We start from the raw sequence: 15,821 nt of genomic DNA, 5'->3' as shown, positions 1-15,821 counted from the left end.
GGGTCAGGCGGTATCGCGCAGTGCGCTGAGTTGGTCGAGGAAGCGCCGGCATTCGTCCGGCAGCGGCGCATCGAACTGCAGCGCCTCGCCGGTCAGCGGATGGTTGAGCCGCAGCCGGTGCGCGTGCAGGAACATCCGTTTCAACGCCGGCTGCGCGTTCGCGCGCGCCAGCGCCTTGTTCAGTGCGAAATCGCCATACTTGGCGTCGCCGGCGATCGGCAGGCCGAGATGCGCGAGGTGCACACGAATCTGATGGGTCCGACCCGTTTTGAGTTCCGCTTCGACAAGCGCGTAGTCGGGCCAGCGGTCGACGAGGTTGAATACCGTATGCGACGGCAGTCCGTCGTCCTGCACGCGCACGCGGCGCTCCCCTTCCGGGGTCGAATACTTGAACAGCGGCGCCTTCACCGCGCGGCGGCGCCCCCAGTCGGGCTGCCATTCGCCGTGGACACACGCGAAATAACGCTTGTCCATCCGGTTCTCGCGAATCTGCTCGTGCAGGCCCACGAGCGCCGTGCGCTTCTTCGCGAGCATCAGGATCCCGGACGTCTCACGGTCGAGCCGGTGCACGAGTTCGAGGAACTTCGCGCGCGGGTGCGCCTGGCGCATCTGCTCGATCACGCCGAACGCGACACCGCTGCCGCCGTGTACCGCAACGCCGGCCGGCTTGTCGATGACGAGCATTGCGTCATCCTCGTACAGCACGTCGAAATTCGCGGGCGGCACGATGGGCGTGTCGGCGCGCGCGAGGTCCGCCGCAGCCACGCGCACGGGCGGCACGCGAACCATGTCGCCAAGCGCGAGGCGGTACTGCGCGTCGATCCGGCCCTTGTTCACGCGCACTTCGCCGCTGCGGAGGATCCGGTAAATATGGCTTTTCGGCACGCCTTTACAGACGCGCAACAGGAAGTTGTCGATCCGCTGACCGGCCGAGTTTTCGTCGATCTCGATCATCGATACCTGGCCGCTTGCGACCGAATTCTGGGATATTTTGCCTAACTCATTCATACTGAATATAATTTTGCCCAGCCTGACGTTGAGGGTGGCCTGACCGGCCGGCCCCGACCGAGTCGGGCAAGGCGCAAGCGGAAACCATTATTTTACTTGCGCCGGGGGTCCGCTGCTCGCCCCTAATCAAAGAGATGCAGCAAGTTGCACGCACGGCGCCGCCCGTCGGCAAGGATCGCGCCCACAGGCGGATTCGGTCGGCAAGGCGCCGCGGTAACGGAAAGTTGGTTGAAAAGAATTTGATCGGCAGCCCGACGGCGCGAAGTGCGTCCGCAGGCTGCCGGTTGCGAATATTACGGCGTTGCGCCCGATTTGGCCCCGCGAAGCGTGCGGGGCTTGGCGACGTCAAACCAGGGAAGTACACCCCAAGCGGGAAAGTCGGGCTGGATTCGATACTCCCCGCTGCGGCCCAAGCCGCAGCATCTGCCGCCCGTCGGCGCGCGCGACGCATTGCGCGCGCCCGTGGCAATGCCCGGACTCAGGCTTAGCGCGCTTTTTTGCAGCGTGCGGTGTGTGAACGCCGTGCTTTGAAGCCGTATTCGCAGGTGCCCTATGGCCGCCGGCCCCGTCTTTCGGGCCCAAGCGCCTCTTCAGGCAATTCTCCCCGCCATCGTTCCCGCTCCAGCGTGCTCGTGACAACACAACAAGGCGCGGCCTGCCGTCGTTTCCGCCCTCGCGACTGACAACCGCGAGGCGTCGGCTGCGGAGCCGCCTGGAGTCGTTCATGAAACGCATGCTGTTCAATGCGACGCAGCAGGAGGAGCTGCGCGTCGCCATCGTCGATGGGCAAAAGCTCATCGACATCGACATCGAGACAGCCGGGCGCGAACAGCGCAAAGGCAATATCTACAAAGGTGTCGTCACCCGCATCGAGCCGTCGCTCGAAGCGTGCTTCGTCAACTACGGCGAAGACCGCCACGGCTTCCTGCCGTTCAAGGAAGTTGCCCGCCAGTACTTCAAGGAAGGCATCGACATGCGCTCCGCGCGCATCCAGGATGCCCTGCGCGAAGGCCAGGAGCTGATCGTCCAGGTCGAGAAGGAAGAGCGTGGCAACAAGGGCGCCGCCCTCACGACCTTCATCTCGCTCGCCGGCCGCTACCTCGTGCTGATGCCGAACAATCCGCGCGGCGGCGGTGTGTCGCGCCGGATCGAGGGCGACGAGCGCCAGGAACTGCGCGAAACGATGTCGCAACTGCAGATTCCGGACGGCATGAGCATGATCGCCCGGACCGCGGGCATCGGCCGCAGCGCCGAGGAACTGCAGTGGGATCTGAACTACCTGCTGCAACTGTGGCGCGCGATCGAAGCGGCGTCGCAAAGCGGCAACTCCGGCCAGCCGATGCTGATCTACCTGGAATCGAGCCTCGTGATCCGCGCGATCCGGGACTATTTCCAGCCCGATATCGGCGAAATCCTGATCGACACGACCGAGATCTACGATCAGGCCCGTGCGTTCATGGACATCGTGATGCCGGACAACGTGTCGAAGGTGAAGCGCTACCACGACGACGTGCCGCTGTTCTCCCGCTTCCAGATCGAGCACCAGATCGAAACGGCCTACTCGCGCACGGTGCCGCTGCCGTCGGGCGGTGCGATCGTGATCGACCACACCGAAGCGCTCGTCGCGATCGACGTGAACTCGGCGCGCGCGACCAAGGGCGCGGACATCGAGGAAACGGCGACCCGCACCAACCTCGAAGCGGCCGACGAAGTCGCCCGCCAGCTCCGCCTGCGCGACCTCGGCGGCCTGATCGTGATCGATTTCATCGACATGGAATCGGCGAAGAGCCAGCGCGAAGTCGAGCAGCGCCTGAAAGACGCGCTCAAGCATGATCGTGCGCGCGTGCAGATGGGCAAGATTTCCCGCTTCGGCCTGATGGAGCTGTCGCGCCAGCGCCTGCGCCCGGCCCTGTCGGAAGGCAGCCACGTGACCTGCCCGCGCTGCAACGGCACCGGTCACATCCGCGACACCGAATCGTCCGCGCTGCAGGTCCTGCGGATCATTCAGGAAGAAGCGATGAAGGAAAACACCGCGGCGATCCACTGCCAGGTGCCGGTCGAGGTGACCGCCTTCCTGCTCAATGAAAAGCGTCAGGAAATCAACAAGATCGAGTCGCGCTTCAAGGTCGGCGTCGTGCTGATCCCGAACAAGCACCTCGATACGCCGCACTACAAGCTCGAGCGCCTGCGCCACGACGACGCGCGCCTCGACGATCCGCGCGCGTCCTGGAAGATGGCCGAGGAAGCTGCCCGCGAACTCGAGTCGGAAACCGGCTACAGCAAGCGCACGGCAGAAGTGAAGCCGAAGCAGGAAGCCGCGGTCAAGGGCATCACGCCCGAGCGCCCCGCCCCGAGCCCGGCGCCTCAGCGCCCGGTCGAGCCCGTTCCGGCCCCCGCACCTGTCGCTGCGGCAAGCGGTGGCTTCATCGGCTGGCTGAAGGGCCTGTTCGGCATGTCGCCGGCTCCGGCCCCCGCACCGGTTGCTCCGGCACCGGCGAAGGAACAGGCGGCCCGCCCGGCTCGCGAGCGTACCGAGAAGACCGAGCAGCGCGGCGGCGATCGCAATCGCAACCGTCGCGGCGGCGCCCAGCAGGCGCAAGGCGGCCGCGACCAGGCAGCAGCAGGCCGCGGCCAGCCGCAACGCCAGGAGCGCGAAGGCAAGGAAGTGCGCGAACCGCGTGAAGGCCGTGAGCCGCGCGAGGGTCGCGAGCCGCGTGAAGGACGCGAAATCCGTGAAGGTCGTGAGGGCCGCGAAGGTCGCGAGGGCCGTGGCCAGCGCGAAGGTCGCGAGCCGCGTGAAAGCCGTGAGCCGCGTGAACCGCGCGAGAATCGCGAACCGCGCGAGCGCGCCGAGCAGCCGGAAGGCGTCGACGCAGCCGGCCGTGGCGAGCGCCAGGAACGCGGCGAGCGTCGCGAGCGCGGCGAACGCCGCAAGCCGACCCAGCATGCGGCCACGCTCGAGACCGTCACCCGTGGCGAAAACCATCCGGAACCGGACGCCGACAAGGCCGCTTCGGAAGCCCTGCCCGGCGCCGAGCTGGCAGCCGATGCGGAAGCCGGCGCGCGTGACGGCGAGGAACGTCGTCGTCGCCGTCGCGGCCGCCGCGGCGGTCGTCGCGAGCGCGACGAAGACGGCGCAGTCGTCGACCAGGCCGAACAAGGCCCGGATGGCGAAACCGCAGCGCAAACCGTGACGCCGCAAGCACCGGCCGCTGCCGAACCGGCCCACACGGCCGCACCGGCCGTCGCCGCGGCAGGCGCCATCGCCGTCGCTGTCGAGGCATCCGTCGAGGCTTCCGTCGAGCAGCCTGCCGCACCGGCCGCTGCCGAAGCTCAGCCGGCACCGGTACACGTCGAAGCGGCTCCGGCCGCTCCGGTCGAGCCCTCGGTCGCCGTCGCGGCAGCAGCGGAACCGGCACCGGTCGCACCGGCCGTCGACACGGAAGCCGGTCCGGCTCCGGTCGCGGTCTCGCCGACCGACGCGTTCGAAGTGCCGGCAGTACCGGCAGCGGCCCCGGCCGCTGTCGAGGCGCCGCAGTCCGCGCCCGTCGAGCAGGCCGCACCGGCCGTGACGACCGAAGCCGCTCCGGTGGCTGTCGAGCCGGCACATGTCGAAGCCGCACCGGTCGAGGCCGTTGCAGCACCGGCACCGGCTCCTGCGCCCGTCCAACCAGTAGCCGCGCCCGCTTCGGCGAGCCTGGATGTCGTGCTGGAGCAGGCCGGTCTCGTCTGGGTGAACACGGACGCAGGCAAGTTCGCCGCTGCACAGGAAGCCGCGTCGCGCCTCCCGCGTCCGGCCCGCGTGCCGCGCGAACGCAAGGTGCTGCCGCCGGCCGATACGGCCCCGATGCAGCAGGTCGAAACGACGCACCACTAATCGGCGCATCGCCCGACCAGGAAAAGCCCGCCTCCGGCGGGCTTTTTCACGTCCGCGCTGCGGGTTTCCGCCCACCGGCCCGGTCGGCCGCTTGCGGCTAAAATACAGGTCTGGCTCGCACTTCTTTCAACATGTCCCGACGCATCATTCCTCTCGCCGACGTCAGCGGGGTGCCGGACGTCTCCGGCGTCGCGCACGCCCCCGACGGCACGCTGGCCGACACGTTCGCCAGGCCGCTGCGCGACCTGCGCATCTCGGTGACGGACCGCTGCAATTTCCGCTGCGTGTACTGCATGCCGCGCGCGGTCTTCGACAAGGACTACCCGTTCCTGCCGCACAGCGCGCTGCTCACGCACGAGGAAATCGAACGCGTGGCGCGGCTCTTTGTCGCACATGGCGTCGAGAAGATCCGCATCACGGGCGGCGAGCCGCTGCTGCGCAAGAACCTCGAATTCCTGATCGAGCGCCTCGCGCGCCTGACAACGCATGACGGCCGCCCGCTCGACCTGACGCTGACGACCAACGGCTCGCTGCTCGCACGCAAGGCGCGCGCGCTGAAGGACGCCGGGCTCACGCGCGTGACGGTCAGCCTCGACGCGCTCGACGATACGCTGTTCAAGCGCATGAACGACGCCGAGTTCGCGAGCGCCGACGTGCTCGACGGCATCTTCGCGGCCCAGGCCGCGGGCCTCGCGCCGGTCAAGGTCAACATGGTCGTGAAGCGCGGTACCAACGACAGCGAGATCCTGCCGATGGCCGAGCGTTTCCGCGGCACCGGCGTGATCCTGCGCTTCATCGAATACATGGACGTCGGCACGTCGAACGGCTGGAACATGACCGAGGTGCTGCCGTCGGCGGACGTCGTTGCACGGATCGCCGAACATTTCCCGCTCGTGCCGCTCGACGCGCACACGGCTGCCGAAACCGCGCAGCGCTGGGGCTATGCGGACGGCAGCGGCGAGATCGGCGTGATCTCGAGCGTCACGCAGGCCTTCTGCGGGGACTGCACGCGCGCGCGGCTGTCGACCGAGGGCAAGCTGTACCTGTGCCTGTTCGCGTCGACGGGCCACGACCTGCGCGCGCTCGTGCGCGGCGGTGCAAGCGACGCCGAGATCGCGACCGCGATCGCCCGCATCTGGCAGGCGCGCACCGACCGCTATTCGCAACTGCGCGGCAGCGCGTCGGCCGAAACCTCGCCCGACGGCGCCGGCAAGCGCGTCGAAATGTCGTATATCGGCGGCTGACGCACGCCACCCATTTCACCTGCGCACGATGCCCGTTTCCGCCTCTCCTTCGATCGCCGGCCTGCTGCTCGCCGGCGGCCGCGCCACGCGCATGGACGGCGTCGACAAGGGCCTGCAACTACTCGACGGCACGCCGCTCGCGCTGCACGTGCTGCGCCGGCTCTCGCCGCAGGTCGACGAGATGCTGATCAGCGCGAATCGCCACGCCGATCGCTATGCGGAACTCGGTGCGCCGTTCGACGCGCGCGTCGTCGCGGACGAAACGCCCGATTTCCCCGGCCCGCTAGCGGGCCTGCTCGCCGGCATGCGGGCGGTGCGCGCGCCGCTCGTCGTGTGCTCACCGTGCGATACGCCGTTTCTGCCCGCCGACCTCGTCACGCGGCTGCACGAGGCGCTCGACGCGCAGCAGGCCGACATCGCGATGGCTGTAACCGTCGACGCGCAGCAGGCGCGCTCGCCGCAGCCGACGTTCGCGCTGCTGCGCACGGCGCTGGCCGACGATCTCGCCGCCCGGCTCGCGGCAGGCGACCGCAAGGTGCGTGCGTGGTACGCACGCCACAAGACGGTCGAAGTCGAGTTTCACGACGAGCGTGCGTTTTACAATGCCAACTCCTGGCAGGAACTCGCCGCGCTGGCCCGTCGCTGACGGCCCCGCGCCGCTCCCGCCCGGCGCCCGCCGCACGCGAAATCCGCGCCCACGCACCCTCCTCGCGCCACCGGCCACAAACCCGATACGCCTCGCGGCGCAGTCCGACTGATGATCACGCAATCCTCGCCCGCCTCCCGAACCGCACCCGATTCCGATGCCACGCTGTCGCTTGCCGACGCGCAGGCGCTCGCGTGCCGCTTCGTGGTGCCCGTCGACGCGTGCGACACGGTGGCGCTGCGCGACGCGCTCGACCGCGTGCTTGCGGCCGACGTAAGCGCGCCGTTCGACATTCCGGCGTACGACAACTCGGCGATGGACGGCTATGCGTTCGACGGCGGCGCCGACGCGCCCGCGTCGCCGACAGGGGACATCGCGCTGACGGTCGCCGGCATCGCGTTCGCGGGCCATCCGTTCGACGGCGCCGTGGCGGCCGGTTCATGCGTGCGCATCATGACGGGCGCGCCGATGCCGGCCGGATGCGATACGGTGATTCCGCAGGAGCGCGTGCACGTCGACGGCGACGCGATCCGCTTCGCCGCGCACGACGTCGCGCGCGGCGCGAACTGCCGCAAGGCCGGCGAGGATCTCGCGCGCGGCGCCTGTGCGCTCGCCGCAGGCCGCATCCTGCGGCCGTCCGATCTCGGCCTGCTCGCGTCGTTCGGCCTCACCGACGTCACGGTGCGCCGGCGCGTGCGCGTCGCCGTGTTCTCGACCGGCGACGAACTGCGCGAACCCGGCGAACCGCTCGGCCGCGGCGCGCTGTACGACAGCAATCGCGGGATGCTGATCGCGATGCTCGAAAGGCTGCACGTCGACGCGATCGATCTCGGGATCGTCCGCGACGACCCGGCCGCGCTCGAAGCCGCGTTGCGCGACGCGGTCGCCGCGCAGGCCGACGCGGTGATCACGTCGGGCGGCGTATCGGTCGGCGAAGCCGACTTCACGCGCGACGTGATGGCGCGGCTCGGCGACGTCACGTTCGCGAGCCTCGCGCTGCGACCCGGCCGGCCGCTCGCGTGCGGCACGCTCGCACGAGCGGCCGACGGCGCCGGTCACGCACTGTTCTTCGGGCTGCCCGGCAATCCGGTCGCGTCCGCCGTAACGTTCTACGCAATCGTGCGCCCCGCGCTGCTGACGCTGGCCGGCGCGCAGACGCCGCCGCCGGCGATGTACACGGCGCTCAGCACGCATGCGCTGAAGACGCGTCCCGGCCGCACCGAATACCTGCGCGGCGTCGCGACGCGCGCCGCCGACGGCCGCTGGCACGTCGCGCCGGCCGGTTCGCAGAGTTCCGCATCGCTGAGCGGCCTCGCGGCCGCCAACTGTTTCATCGTCCTGGGCCACGATACCGCGGCAGTCGACGCGGGCACCCCGGTCGACATCCTGCCGCTCGACGGCCTGATCTGAATTCCACTATCGGTATATCTCTACGGGGGCAATCCGCACATGAAGAAACAAATTTCGTCGATCGCCGCGGGGCAGACCGCGAAGGCGCTGATCCTCGTCTACCTGACGTTCAGCGTGCCGATCGTGCTGCTCGGCATTCTCGTCGCGTACATCCGCTACGGGATGGTCGAACTGAGCACGATCCTGAGCGCGCTGCTGCTGAACGCCATCCTCGGCTTCGTGCTGCTGTGGATCGCATGCCACGCATACAACTGGGTCGCGTCGCGCTTCGGCGGCATCGAGATCGTGCTGTCCGATCCGCCGGAGGAGGCGTGAGCGATGCGCCGCTGATCCGCGCGGCCGAAGCGCGCGACGTCGGCGCGATCCTCGCGCTGATGCGCGAGCTGGCCGAATTCGAGAAGCTCACGCACCTGTTCGTCGCGACCGAAGCGGATCTCGCCGACGCACTGTTCGGCGAGCGGCCTGCCGCCGAAGCGCTCGTCGCCGAGCGCAACGGCGCGATCGTCGCGTACGCGCTGTTCTTCCACAACTATTCGACGTTCCTCGGCCGTCGCGGCCTCTATCTCGAGGATCTGTACGTGCAGCCGTCGCAGCGCGGCACCGGCCTCGGCACCGCGATGCTGCGCCACCTCGCGGCGCTGGCCGTCGAGCGTCGTTGCGGGCGTTTCGAATGGTCGGTCCTCGACTGGAACCAGCCCGCGATCGATTTCTACGAGAAGATGGGCGCGACCGTGCTGCCCGAATGGCGCATCGTCCGCGTGACGGGCGACGCGCTGGACACGCTCGCCGGGCGCTGAGCGTCGGCCTGCGCGAGCCGCGGCCGAACTACCCTGCAGCAAAAGGAAACGGGCGCCGACGGCGCCCGATTTCATTGCGATCCGCCCGCACTCGAGCGGCTGAACCCGTCAAGCGTCGTCGGCATCGGCGCCGTCCGCGCCGTCCGAACCGAGCAAGCCGGCCGCCGTATCGCCCGGCAACGCCTCGACCTGCTTCAGTTTGCGGCTCATCACGCGCGTACGCTGCTCGGCGGACTCGATCGAGCGCGTGACCGTTTCGAGTTGCGCCTTCGTGCGCGCGAGCACGTCGCCGAACTTGCCGAACTCCGTCTTCACCGCGCCGAGCACCTGCCAGACCTCGCTCGAGCGCTGCTCGATCGCGAGCGTACGGAACCCCATCTGCAGGCTGTTCAGCAACGCGGTGAGCGTCGTCGGCCCCGCGACCGTCACGCGGTAGTCGCGCTGCAGCAGGTCGGTCAGCCCGGGCCGGCGCAGGATTTCCGCGTAAAGCCCTTCGGTCGGCAGGAACAGCAGCGCGAAATCGGTCGTGTGCGGCGGCGCGACGTACTTCTCGGCGATCGTGCGCGCCTCCAGCCGCACGCGCGCTTCGAGCGCGCGGGCCGCCTCCTCGACCGCCGCCGCATCGGCGCGCTCCTGCGCGTCGATCAGCCGCTCGTAGTCTTCGCGCGGAAATTTCGCGTCGATCGGCAGCCACACCGGCGATGCGTCTCGCGTGCCCGCCTCGCGGCCCGGCAGCCGGATCGCGAACTCGACGCGCTCGGTGCTCTTCGGCACCGTCGCGACGTTCTTCGCATACTGATCGGGCGTCAGCATCTGTTCGAGCAGCGCCTCGAGCTGCACCTCGCCCCAGGTGCCGCGCGTCTTCACGTTGGTCAGCACCTTTTTCAGATCGCCGACGCCCGCCGCCAGCGTCTGCATCTCGCCGAGCCCGCGATGGACCTGCTCGAGCCGGTCCGACACGAGCTTGAACGATTCGCCGAGCCGCTGCTCGAGCGTCGCGTGCAGTTTCTCGTCGACGGTGCGGCGCATCTCCTCGAGCTTCGCCGCGTTGTTCGTCTCGATTTCCTTCAGCCGCTGTTCGAGCGTCGCGCGCACTTCGCCGATCCGGCGATCGTTCGCTTCGGTCAGTTGCGTGAGCTGCCGGTTCAACGTATCGCCGAACAGCCTGAGCGCGGCCGTCTGCTCCTCGCGCGCCTGCTGCGCCTGGCGCTGCACGCTCTCGCGCATCGCGTCGAACTGCTGCGCATTGCCGGCGACGAGCTTGCCGAGCTGCTGAGCGAAACCCTCGATCTGGTTGTTCTGCACAGTCGCCACACTCGTCAGTTGCGCGGCGAGCGTCTGCTGAAGCTGCGAGAAGCTGCCGGCCAGCTCGGTGCGCGAACCGCGCGCGTTCTCGACGATCTCGCCGCGCAATTCGCGTTCGAGCCGCTCGACCGCGCGCGCCTGCGCATGCGCGGCATCCTCGATCTGGTCGCCGAGCACCGCCGCATCGTCGTGGCGGCCACCGCCGCGCACGATCGCGACGATCGCCACCGCGAGCGCGACGGCCAGCACGACAACGGCCGCAAGCAACAACGTCATCGTCATGCGCGCGGCTTCCCGATCACGTCAGGGTTGATCGGATTTGGCGGCTGCCCCGCGCGCGGCCCCTCGCCCAGTGCGGCGATCAGGTTGTCGGCGGCGAGGTTCGCCATCGCGCGGCGCGTCTTTTCGGTCGCGCTCGCGATATGCGGCGTCAGCACGACGTTCGGCACCTCGAGCAGCGCCGGATGCACGGTCGGCTCGCCTTCGTACACGTCGAGGCCGGCCGCGGCGATCGTCCCGTCGCGCAGCGCGGCGGCCAGCGCCGCGTCGTCGACGATCCCGCCGCGTGCGATGTTGGTCAGCGTCGCGGTGGGCTTCATCTTCGCGAGTTCGGCCGCGCCGATCGTGTGATGGTTTTCCTTCGTGTACGGCAGCACGAGCACGACGTGATCGGCGCGCGCGAGCAGCGCATCCTTCGACACGTATTCGGCGTTCAGTTCAGCCTCGATCTCGGGCGCGACCCGCGACCGGTTGTGATAGATCACCTGCATCCCGAAGCCGCGCGCGCGGCGCGCCAGCGCCTGGCCGATGCGCCCCATCCCGATGACGCCGAGCGTCGAGCCGTAAATGTCGGTGCCGAGGAAACCGTCGTACGCCCACTTCTGCCAGTGACCGGCACGCAGCCAGTGCTCGGACTCGGCGATCCGGCGCGCGGCGGCCATCATCAGCGCCCAGCCGAAATCGGCGGTCGACTCGTTCAGCACGTCGGGCGTGTTGGTGCCGAGCACGTTCGCCGCGTTGAACGCGGCCATGTCGAAGTTGTTGTAGCCGACCGCCATGTTCGACACGACGCGCAGGCGCGGCGCAGCAGCGAGTGCCGCCGCGCCGACCGGGTCGCCGGCCGTCAGCGCGCCGTCCTTGTCGGCCAGACGCGCGACGAGCGCATCGGGGCCGAGCGCGTCGCCGTTGTTCCAGTCGACTTCGAAATACTGCTCGAGGCGTTCGATCACGTCCGGAAAGATCGGACGCGCGACCAGGATCTTCTGCATCGCCATCTCCGTATGCCGCGGGCCGGTCGCGGCGCGCATCGCGCCGCCGGGATCGCCCGCGCTTGGTTGAAAGTTGTCAGGTTACGCCGGGAAGAAGATCAGCGACGTCAGCAGGAACACGGGCACCAGGATGACGAGCGCCCAGCCGAGGTATGCGAAGAAGCTCGGCATCTTCACGCCGCGCGACTCCGCGATCGCCTTCACCATGAAGTTCGGCGCGTTGCCGATATAGCTGTTCGCGCCCATGAACACCGCGCCCGCGGAAATCGCGGCGAGCGTCGACGCGCCCGCCGTCATCAGCGTCTGCGCATCGCCGCCCGCGAGGTTGAAGAACACCAGATAGGTCGGCGCATTGTCGAGGAACGACGACAGCAGGCCCGTCGCCCAGAAGTACATCGCGTCGATCGGCTTGCCGTCCGGCCCCGTGACGAGATGGACGATCTGCGCGAACGCGCCGTCCGCGCCCGCGCGCAGGATCACGATCACCGGCGCGATCGTCACGAAGATTCCCGCGAACAGCTTCGCGACCTCCTCGATCGGCGCCCAGTTGAACGCGTTGCCTTCACGTGCGGAACGCGGCGTCAGCGCGAGCGACGCGAGCGTCACGACCACGAGCGCGACGTCGCGCGCGAGGTTCTGCAGCGCGACGTGCGTGCCCCACACGTCGAACGCGATGTCCGGCTTCCAGATGCCGCTCATCAGCACGAGCGCGACCACGGCTGCGAGCAGCACGAAATTGATCTTGCCGTCGATCGACAGCGCCGCGTCGTCGGGCGTCGGATCGAGCGCGGCCGGCCGCTCCTCGCCACCCTTCCGGTAGAAATACGTGTCGAGCACGAAGAACAGCGCCAGCAGCACGACGCAGATGAACAGCATCGGCAGCGCGAGATGGGTAGTCGTCCAGAAGAAGCTCACGCCGTTCAGGAAACCGAGGAACAGCGGCGGATCGCCGAGCGGCGACAGCGAGCCGCCCGCGTTCGCGACGAGGAAGATGAAGAAAATCACGACGTGCACGACATGCTTGCGGTTGTCGTTCGCGCGCAGCAGCGGCCGGATCAGCAGCATCGCCGCGCCCGTCGTGCCCATCACGCTCGCGAGCAGCGTGCCGAGCGCGAGGATCGCGGTGTTCAGCTTCGGCGATCCATGCAGGTTGCCGTTCACGCAGATGCCGCCTGCCACCGTATAGAGCGCGGTGAGCAGCACGATGAACGGAATGTATTCCTCGAGCAGCGCATGCACGAGCGTGCCGAACGCGGTGCCCGCGCCGAACGCGAACGCGAACGGGACCAGGAACACGACCGCCCACCCGGCTGCAATCTTGCCGAAGTGGTGATGCCAGAACACCGGGGCGACGAGCGGAAACAGCGCGATGGACAGCAGGATCCCGGCAAACGGGATGCCCCAGAGTGCGGACAGCGTGGCACCGTCGAGCGTTGCGGCCGATGCAAGCGCGGGAGCGGCGCCAAGCGCGACTCCCGACGCCATGCCCGCCCAGGCGGCATGTCGTTTCATGCAGAACTTCCTTGTTCGAGTGGTAGTGGATGCGGCGGGCGCGTCATGCGCCCCGTACGACGATCGCGTGCACGCGGTACGGGCCGTGCGCGCCCAGTACGATGGTTTGCTCGATGTCGCCCGTGCGCGACGGGCCCGACACGAAATTGACCGCACGCGGCAATTCGCCGCGTTCCGCGCGGATCAGCGCGAACGCGTCTTCATGGCCAGCGACGATCCGCGACGCGGGCACGATCGCGATGTGCGTCTCCGGCAGCAGGCCGGCCGACGCATAGGTATCGGGACCGGACAGCAGCACCAGCGAACCCGTTTCGGCGGTCGCACAAAAGCAGCCCGTGAGGCCGACGAGATCGCCGTCGCGCGGCTTGCGGCACTCGACCGACAGGCCAGCGCCGGCCCAGTCGAGATCGGCCAGCGTGCGCCAGGCGACGGCCTGCGTCGGCAGGCCGTGAGCGGAAAGATAGCGGGCAGCGGCGGCAGGGGCGTCGGCGAGCGTCGCGACTTCGTCGACCGTCGTCGACAGGCGCGCCGCTTCGTCGGCGAATGCGGCGACGAGATCGGCCGGCGCCGGCGGGCGCGGACCCTGCGGATGACGGGCGAGATAATCGGTGACGCCGTCGCGCTCCGCTGCATCGGGCTCGGCCGCGCGCCCCTGCGCCGCGCGAATGCGCGCGAGGATCTGGCGACGGGCAGCAGAAGTGTCCATGAACGGTCCTCGTGACGTTGGCGTGCAATACGTCGGATTATACCGGCCGCCCCTGCCGCCACGCACCTTCGACCGAACGGCCGACGCCTACTTCGACGCGTCTTCCTCGACCGGTTGCGCGATGCCGAACACCTGGCGCAGGTACGCGAGATAGGCTTTGTCGTCGCACATGCTCTTGCCCGGCGAATCCGACAGCTTCGCGACCGGCTGGCCGTTGCAGCGCACCATCTTGATCACGATCTGCAGCGGCACGTAGCCGAGGTCGTTGGTGAGGTTCGTGCCGACGCCGAACGCGAGCTTGCAGCGGCCGCGGAACCGTTCGTACAACTGCATGACCTTCGGGATGTCGAGCGCGTCCGAGAACACGAGCACCTTCGTGCGCGGGTCGCACCGGTTCGCCTCGTAATGGCGCAGCATCCGCTCGCCCCAGTCGAACGGATCGCCCGAATCGTGGCGCGCGCCGTCGAACAGCTTGCAGAAGTACATGTCGAAGTCGTTCAGGAACGCGTCCATCCCGTAGACGTCCGACAGCGCGATCCCGAGGTCGCCGCGGTATTCCTTCGCCCACATCTCGAAGCCGTAGATCTGCGAGTCGCGCAGCCTCGGGCCGAGCGCCTGGCACGCCTGCAGGTATTCGTGAGCCATCGTGCCGAGCGGCGTGATGTCGTGCTTCATCGCGTACAGCACGTTGCTCGTGCCCGCGAACTGCGGGCCGAGGCCGTCGCGCAGCGTGAGCGCGACTTCCTCGTGCCACACCTTCGAGAAGCGCCGGCGCGTGCCGTAGTCGGCGATCTTGCAATCGGCGAACTCGGGCTTCGCGCCGAGCAGCTTGATCTTCTCGCGCAGCCGCTCGCGGCCTTCACGATAGTCGGGTTCGCGCTGCGTGTTGCGGAAATAGACTTCGTTGACGATCGCGAGCACCGGGATCTCGAACAGGATCGTATGCAGCCACGGCCCCTTGATCTCGATGTCGATCTCGCCGTTGCCCTTCGGCGAAGGCGTGATCGAGATGTACTTCTCGTTCAGGTGGAACAGCGCGAGGAAGTCGACGAAATCGCTCTTGATGAAGCGCATCCGCCGCAGGTAGTCGAGTTCGACATCGGAAAAACGCAGCGCGCACAGGCCGCGCACCTCGTCGCGGATCTCGTCGATATACGGCACGAGATCGACGCCTTGCGTGCGGCACTTGAAACGGTATTCGACGTTTGCGGCCGGGAAGTGATGCAGGACGACCTGCATCATCGTGAACTTGTAGAGATCCGTGTCGAGCAGCGAAGTGATGATCATGTTTGCGGCACCGCCAATATCGTGACAGGGCCCCGGCGCACAGCGCGCCGCCCGGTCTGTCGGCCATGTTACCCGAATGCGGGCCCGACCATCGTGAAACCGCCTGCCGCGCTGCCCCGTCGCGCCGACACGCCGTATCCGGGTTCCCGCCGGCGGACCCCCATAAACTAATCACGAAACGATATAAGCCGGAAAGCCGACCATGCCATGCGGGTTTTGCGCTTCAGTTACAATGCCGCTTTTGGCGCAAACGCCACCCCATATATACCGCCAAGCAGGAGCGTTTTAATGACTCACGTTGTGACCGAAGGCTGCATCAAGTGCAAATACACGGATTGCGTGGATGTGTGCCCGGTGGATTGCTTCCGTGAAGGTCCCAACTTTCTCGCCATCGATCCGGACGAGTGCATCGACTGCGCCGTGTGCGTCGCCGAGTGCCCGACCAATGCGATCTATGCCGAAGAAGACGTTCCCGGCGACCAACAGCAGTTCACCGAGCTGAATGCCGAGCTGGCAAAGGGCTGGCCGTCGATCACGAAGACCAAGCCGGCACCGGCCGACGCGGACGAGTGGAAGGACGTGCAGGACAAGCTGCACCTGCTCGAGCGCTGATCGCGCGGCGGCCGCAAAAATTTTTGTGCGCTGCGGCCCAAAAGTATTGACAGGTTAGCGAACACTCCATACAATCTCATTTCTCTGCTGTTTGTTCCCCGATAGCTCAGTCGGTAGAGCGCCGGACTGTTAATCCGTAGGTCCCTGGT

General features: G+C 67.9%; 13 protein-coding genes. 7 read left to right on the top strand and 6 right to left on the bottom strand.

Annotated elements, in window-relative coordinates; genetic code table 11:
• Window positions 1–3: 3 nt before the first annotated feature.
• A complete protein-coding gene (locus OEJ37_RS32850; protein ID WP_175945665.1) occupies window positions 4–1,008 on the bottom strand; it encodes an RluA family pseudouridine synthase in 1,005 nt (334 codons plus the stop codon).
• 724 nt (window positions 1,009–1,732) lie between these two features.
• Here OEJ37_RS32850 and OEJ37_RS32845 point away from each other — a divergent pair.
• The 6 genes from OEJ37_RS32845 to OEJ37_RS32820 all read left to right on the top strand — a co-directional run bounded on the left by OEJ37_RS32845 (window position 1,733) and on the right by OEJ37_RS32820 (window position 8,982).
• A complete protein-coding gene (locus OEJ37_RS32845) occupies window positions 1,733–4,885 on the top strand; it encodes an Rne/Rng family ribonuclease (protein ID WP_263349162.1) in 3,153 nt (1,050 codons plus the stop codon).
• A 131-nt stretch (window positions 4,886–5,016) separates the two neighbouring features.
• Complete coding sequence (gene moaA / locus OEJ37_RS32840; RefSeq protein ID WP_174417707.1) at window positions 5,017–6,129, top strand: GTP 3',8-cyclase MoaA; 1,113 nt, start codon at window positions 5,017–5,019, stop codon at window positions 6,127–6,129.
• Window positions 6,130–6,157: 28 nt separating this feature from the next.
• The gene (mobA, locus tag OEJ37_RS32835) at window positions 6,158–6,775 is read left to right on the top strand and encodes a molybdenum cofactor guanylyltransferase MobA (protein ID WP_175945668.1); all 618 of its coding nucleotides are present in this window, start codon (window positions 6,158–6,160) and stop codon (window positions 6,773–6,775) included.
• 111 nt (window positions 6,776–6,886) lie between these two features.
• On the top strand, window positions 6,887–8,185 hold the full coding sequence (glp, locus tag OEJ37_RS32830; protein WP_175945670.1) for a gephyrin-like molybdotransferase Glp: 1,299 nt from the start codon (window positions 6,887–6,889) through the stop codon (window positions 8,183–8,185).
• A gap of 39 nt (window positions 8,186–8,224) precedes the next feature.
• Window positions 8,225–8,500 (top strand): hypothetical protein, encoded by a 276-nt coding sequence (locus OEJ37_RS32825; protein ID WP_006476519.1) that lies wholly within the window; start codon window positions 8,225–8,227, stop codon window positions 8,498–8,500.
• Entirely contained in the window at window positions 8,497–8,982 is a 486-nt protein-coding gene (locus tag OEJ37_RS32820; RefSeq protein ID WP_105390714.1) for a GNAT family N-acetyltransferase, read from the top strand. Before OEJ37_RS32825 ends, OEJ37_RS32820 begins: the two co-directional genes overlap by 4 nt.
• A gap of 108 nt (window positions 8,983–9,090) precedes the next feature.
• Here the strand turns inward: OEJ37_RS32820 and rmuC are convergent, their stop codons facing one another.
• The 5 genes from rmuC to pncB all read right to left on the bottom strand — a co-directional run bounded on the left by rmuC (window position 9,091) and on the right by pncB (window position 15,060).
• Window positions 9,091–10,569, bottom strand: a complete 1,479-nt coding sequence (gene rmuC / locus OEJ37_RS32815) for a DNA recombination protein RmuC (protein WP_263349157.1) — start codon at window positions 10,567–10,569, stop codon at window positions 9,091–9,093.
• Window positions 10,566–11,555, bottom strand: coding sequence for a 2-hydroxyacid dehydrogenase (locus OEJ37_RS32810; RefSeq protein ID WP_175945674.1), 990 nt, complete (start codon window positions 11,553–11,555; stop codon window positions 10,566–10,568). The genes rmuC and OEJ37_RS32810 overlap by 4 nt, the downstream gene beginning before the upstream one ends.
• Window positions 11,556–11,636: 81 nt before the next feature.
• A complete protein-coding gene (locus OEJ37_RS32805) occupies window positions 11,637–13,067 on the bottom strand; it encodes a sodium:proton antiporter (RefSeq protein WP_174417712.1) in 1,431 nt (476 codons plus the stop codon).
• Between the two features lie 43 nt (window positions 13,068–13,110).
• Window positions 13,111–13,773, bottom strand: a complete 663-nt coding sequence (locus tag OEJ37_RS32800; RefSeq protein ID WP_263349155.1) for a lactate utilization protein C — start codon at window positions 13,771–13,773, stop codon at window positions 13,111–13,113.
• A gap of 87 nt (window positions 13,774–13,860) precedes the next feature.
• Window positions 13,861–15,060 carry a nicotinate phosphoribosyltransferase gene (gene pncB, locus OEJ37_RS32795; protein WP_152855374.1) on the bottom strand — a complete coding sequence of 400 codons (1,200 nt, stop codon included), beginning with the start codon at window positions 15,058–15,060 and terminating at the stop codon, window positions 13,861–13,863.
• A gap of 288 nt (window positions 15,061–15,348) precedes the next feature.
• On the opposite strand from pncB, the gene fdxA reads away from it, so the two are divergent.
• Entirely contained in the window at window positions 15,349–15,672 is a 324-nt protein-coding gene (gene fdxA, locus OEJ37_RS32790; protein ID WP_034183076.1) for a ferredoxin FdxA, read from the top strand.
• The last annotated feature ends 149 nt before the right edge of the window (window positions 15,673–15,821 follow it).

Origin of the sequence: Burkholderia sp. BKH01 (assembly GCF_025685725.1) — a bacterium.
Classification (GTDB): domain Bacteria; phylum Pseudomonadota; class Gammaproteobacteria; order Burkholderiales; family Burkholderiaceae; genus Burkholderia; species Burkholderia pyrrocinia_C.
Note: the sequence above shows the minus strand (reverse complement) of the source record. Positions and strands in the feature narration are given on the sequence as shown.

What these genes read in the sequence shown, in the direction of transcription:
- OEJ37_RS32850 (WP_175945665.1), bottom strand. Translation starts at nt 1,008, where the DNA reads ATGAATGAGTTAGGCAAAATATCCCAGAATTCGGTCGCAAGCGGCCAG.
- OEJ37_RS32845 (WP_263349162.1), top strand. Translation starts at nt 1,733, where the DNA reads ATGAAACGCATGCTGTTCAATGCGACGCAGCAGGAGGAGCTGCGCGTC.
- moaA (WP_174417707.1), top strand. Translation starts at nt 5,017, where the DNA reads ATGTCCCGACGCATCATTCCTCTCGCCGACGTCAGCGGGGTGCCGGAC.
- mobA (WP_175945668.1), top strand. Translation starts at nt 6,158, where the DNA reads ATGCCCGTTTCCGCCTCTCCTTCGATCGCCGGCCTGCTGCTCGCCGGC.
- glp (WP_175945670.1), top strand. Translation starts at nt 6,887, where the DNA reads ATGATCACGCAATCCTCGCCCGCCTCCCGAACCGCACCCGATTCCGAT.
- OEJ37_RS32825 (WP_006476519.1), top strand. Translation starts at nt 8,225, where the DNA reads ATGAAGAAACAAATTTCGTCGATCGCCGCGGGGCAGACCGCGAAGGCG.
- rmuC (WP_263349157.1), bottom strand. Translation starts at nt 10,569, where the DNA reads ATGACGATGACGTTGTTGCTTGCGGCCGTTGTCGTGCTGGCCGTCGCG.
- OEJ37_RS32810 (WP_175945674.1), bottom strand. Translation starts at nt 11,555, where the DNA reads ATGCAGAAGATCCTGGTCGCGCGTCCGATCTTTCCGGACGTGATCGAA.
- OEJ37_RS32805 (WP_174417712.1), bottom strand. Translation starts at nt 13,067, where the DNA reads ATGAAACGACATGCCGCCTGGGCGGGCATGGCGTCGGGAGTCGCGCTT.
- OEJ37_RS32800 (WP_263349155.1), bottom strand. Translation starts at nt 13,773, where the DNA reads ATGGACACTTCTGCTGCCCGTCGCCAGATCCTCGCGCGCATTCGCGCG.
- pncB (WP_152855374.1), bottom strand. Translation starts at nt 15,060, where the DNA reads ATGATCATCACTTCGCTGCTCGACACGGATCTCTACAAGTTCACGATG.
- fdxA (WP_034183076.1), top strand. Translation starts at nt 15,349, where the DNA reads ATGACTCACGTTGTGACCGAAGGCTGCATCAAGTGCAAATACACGGAT.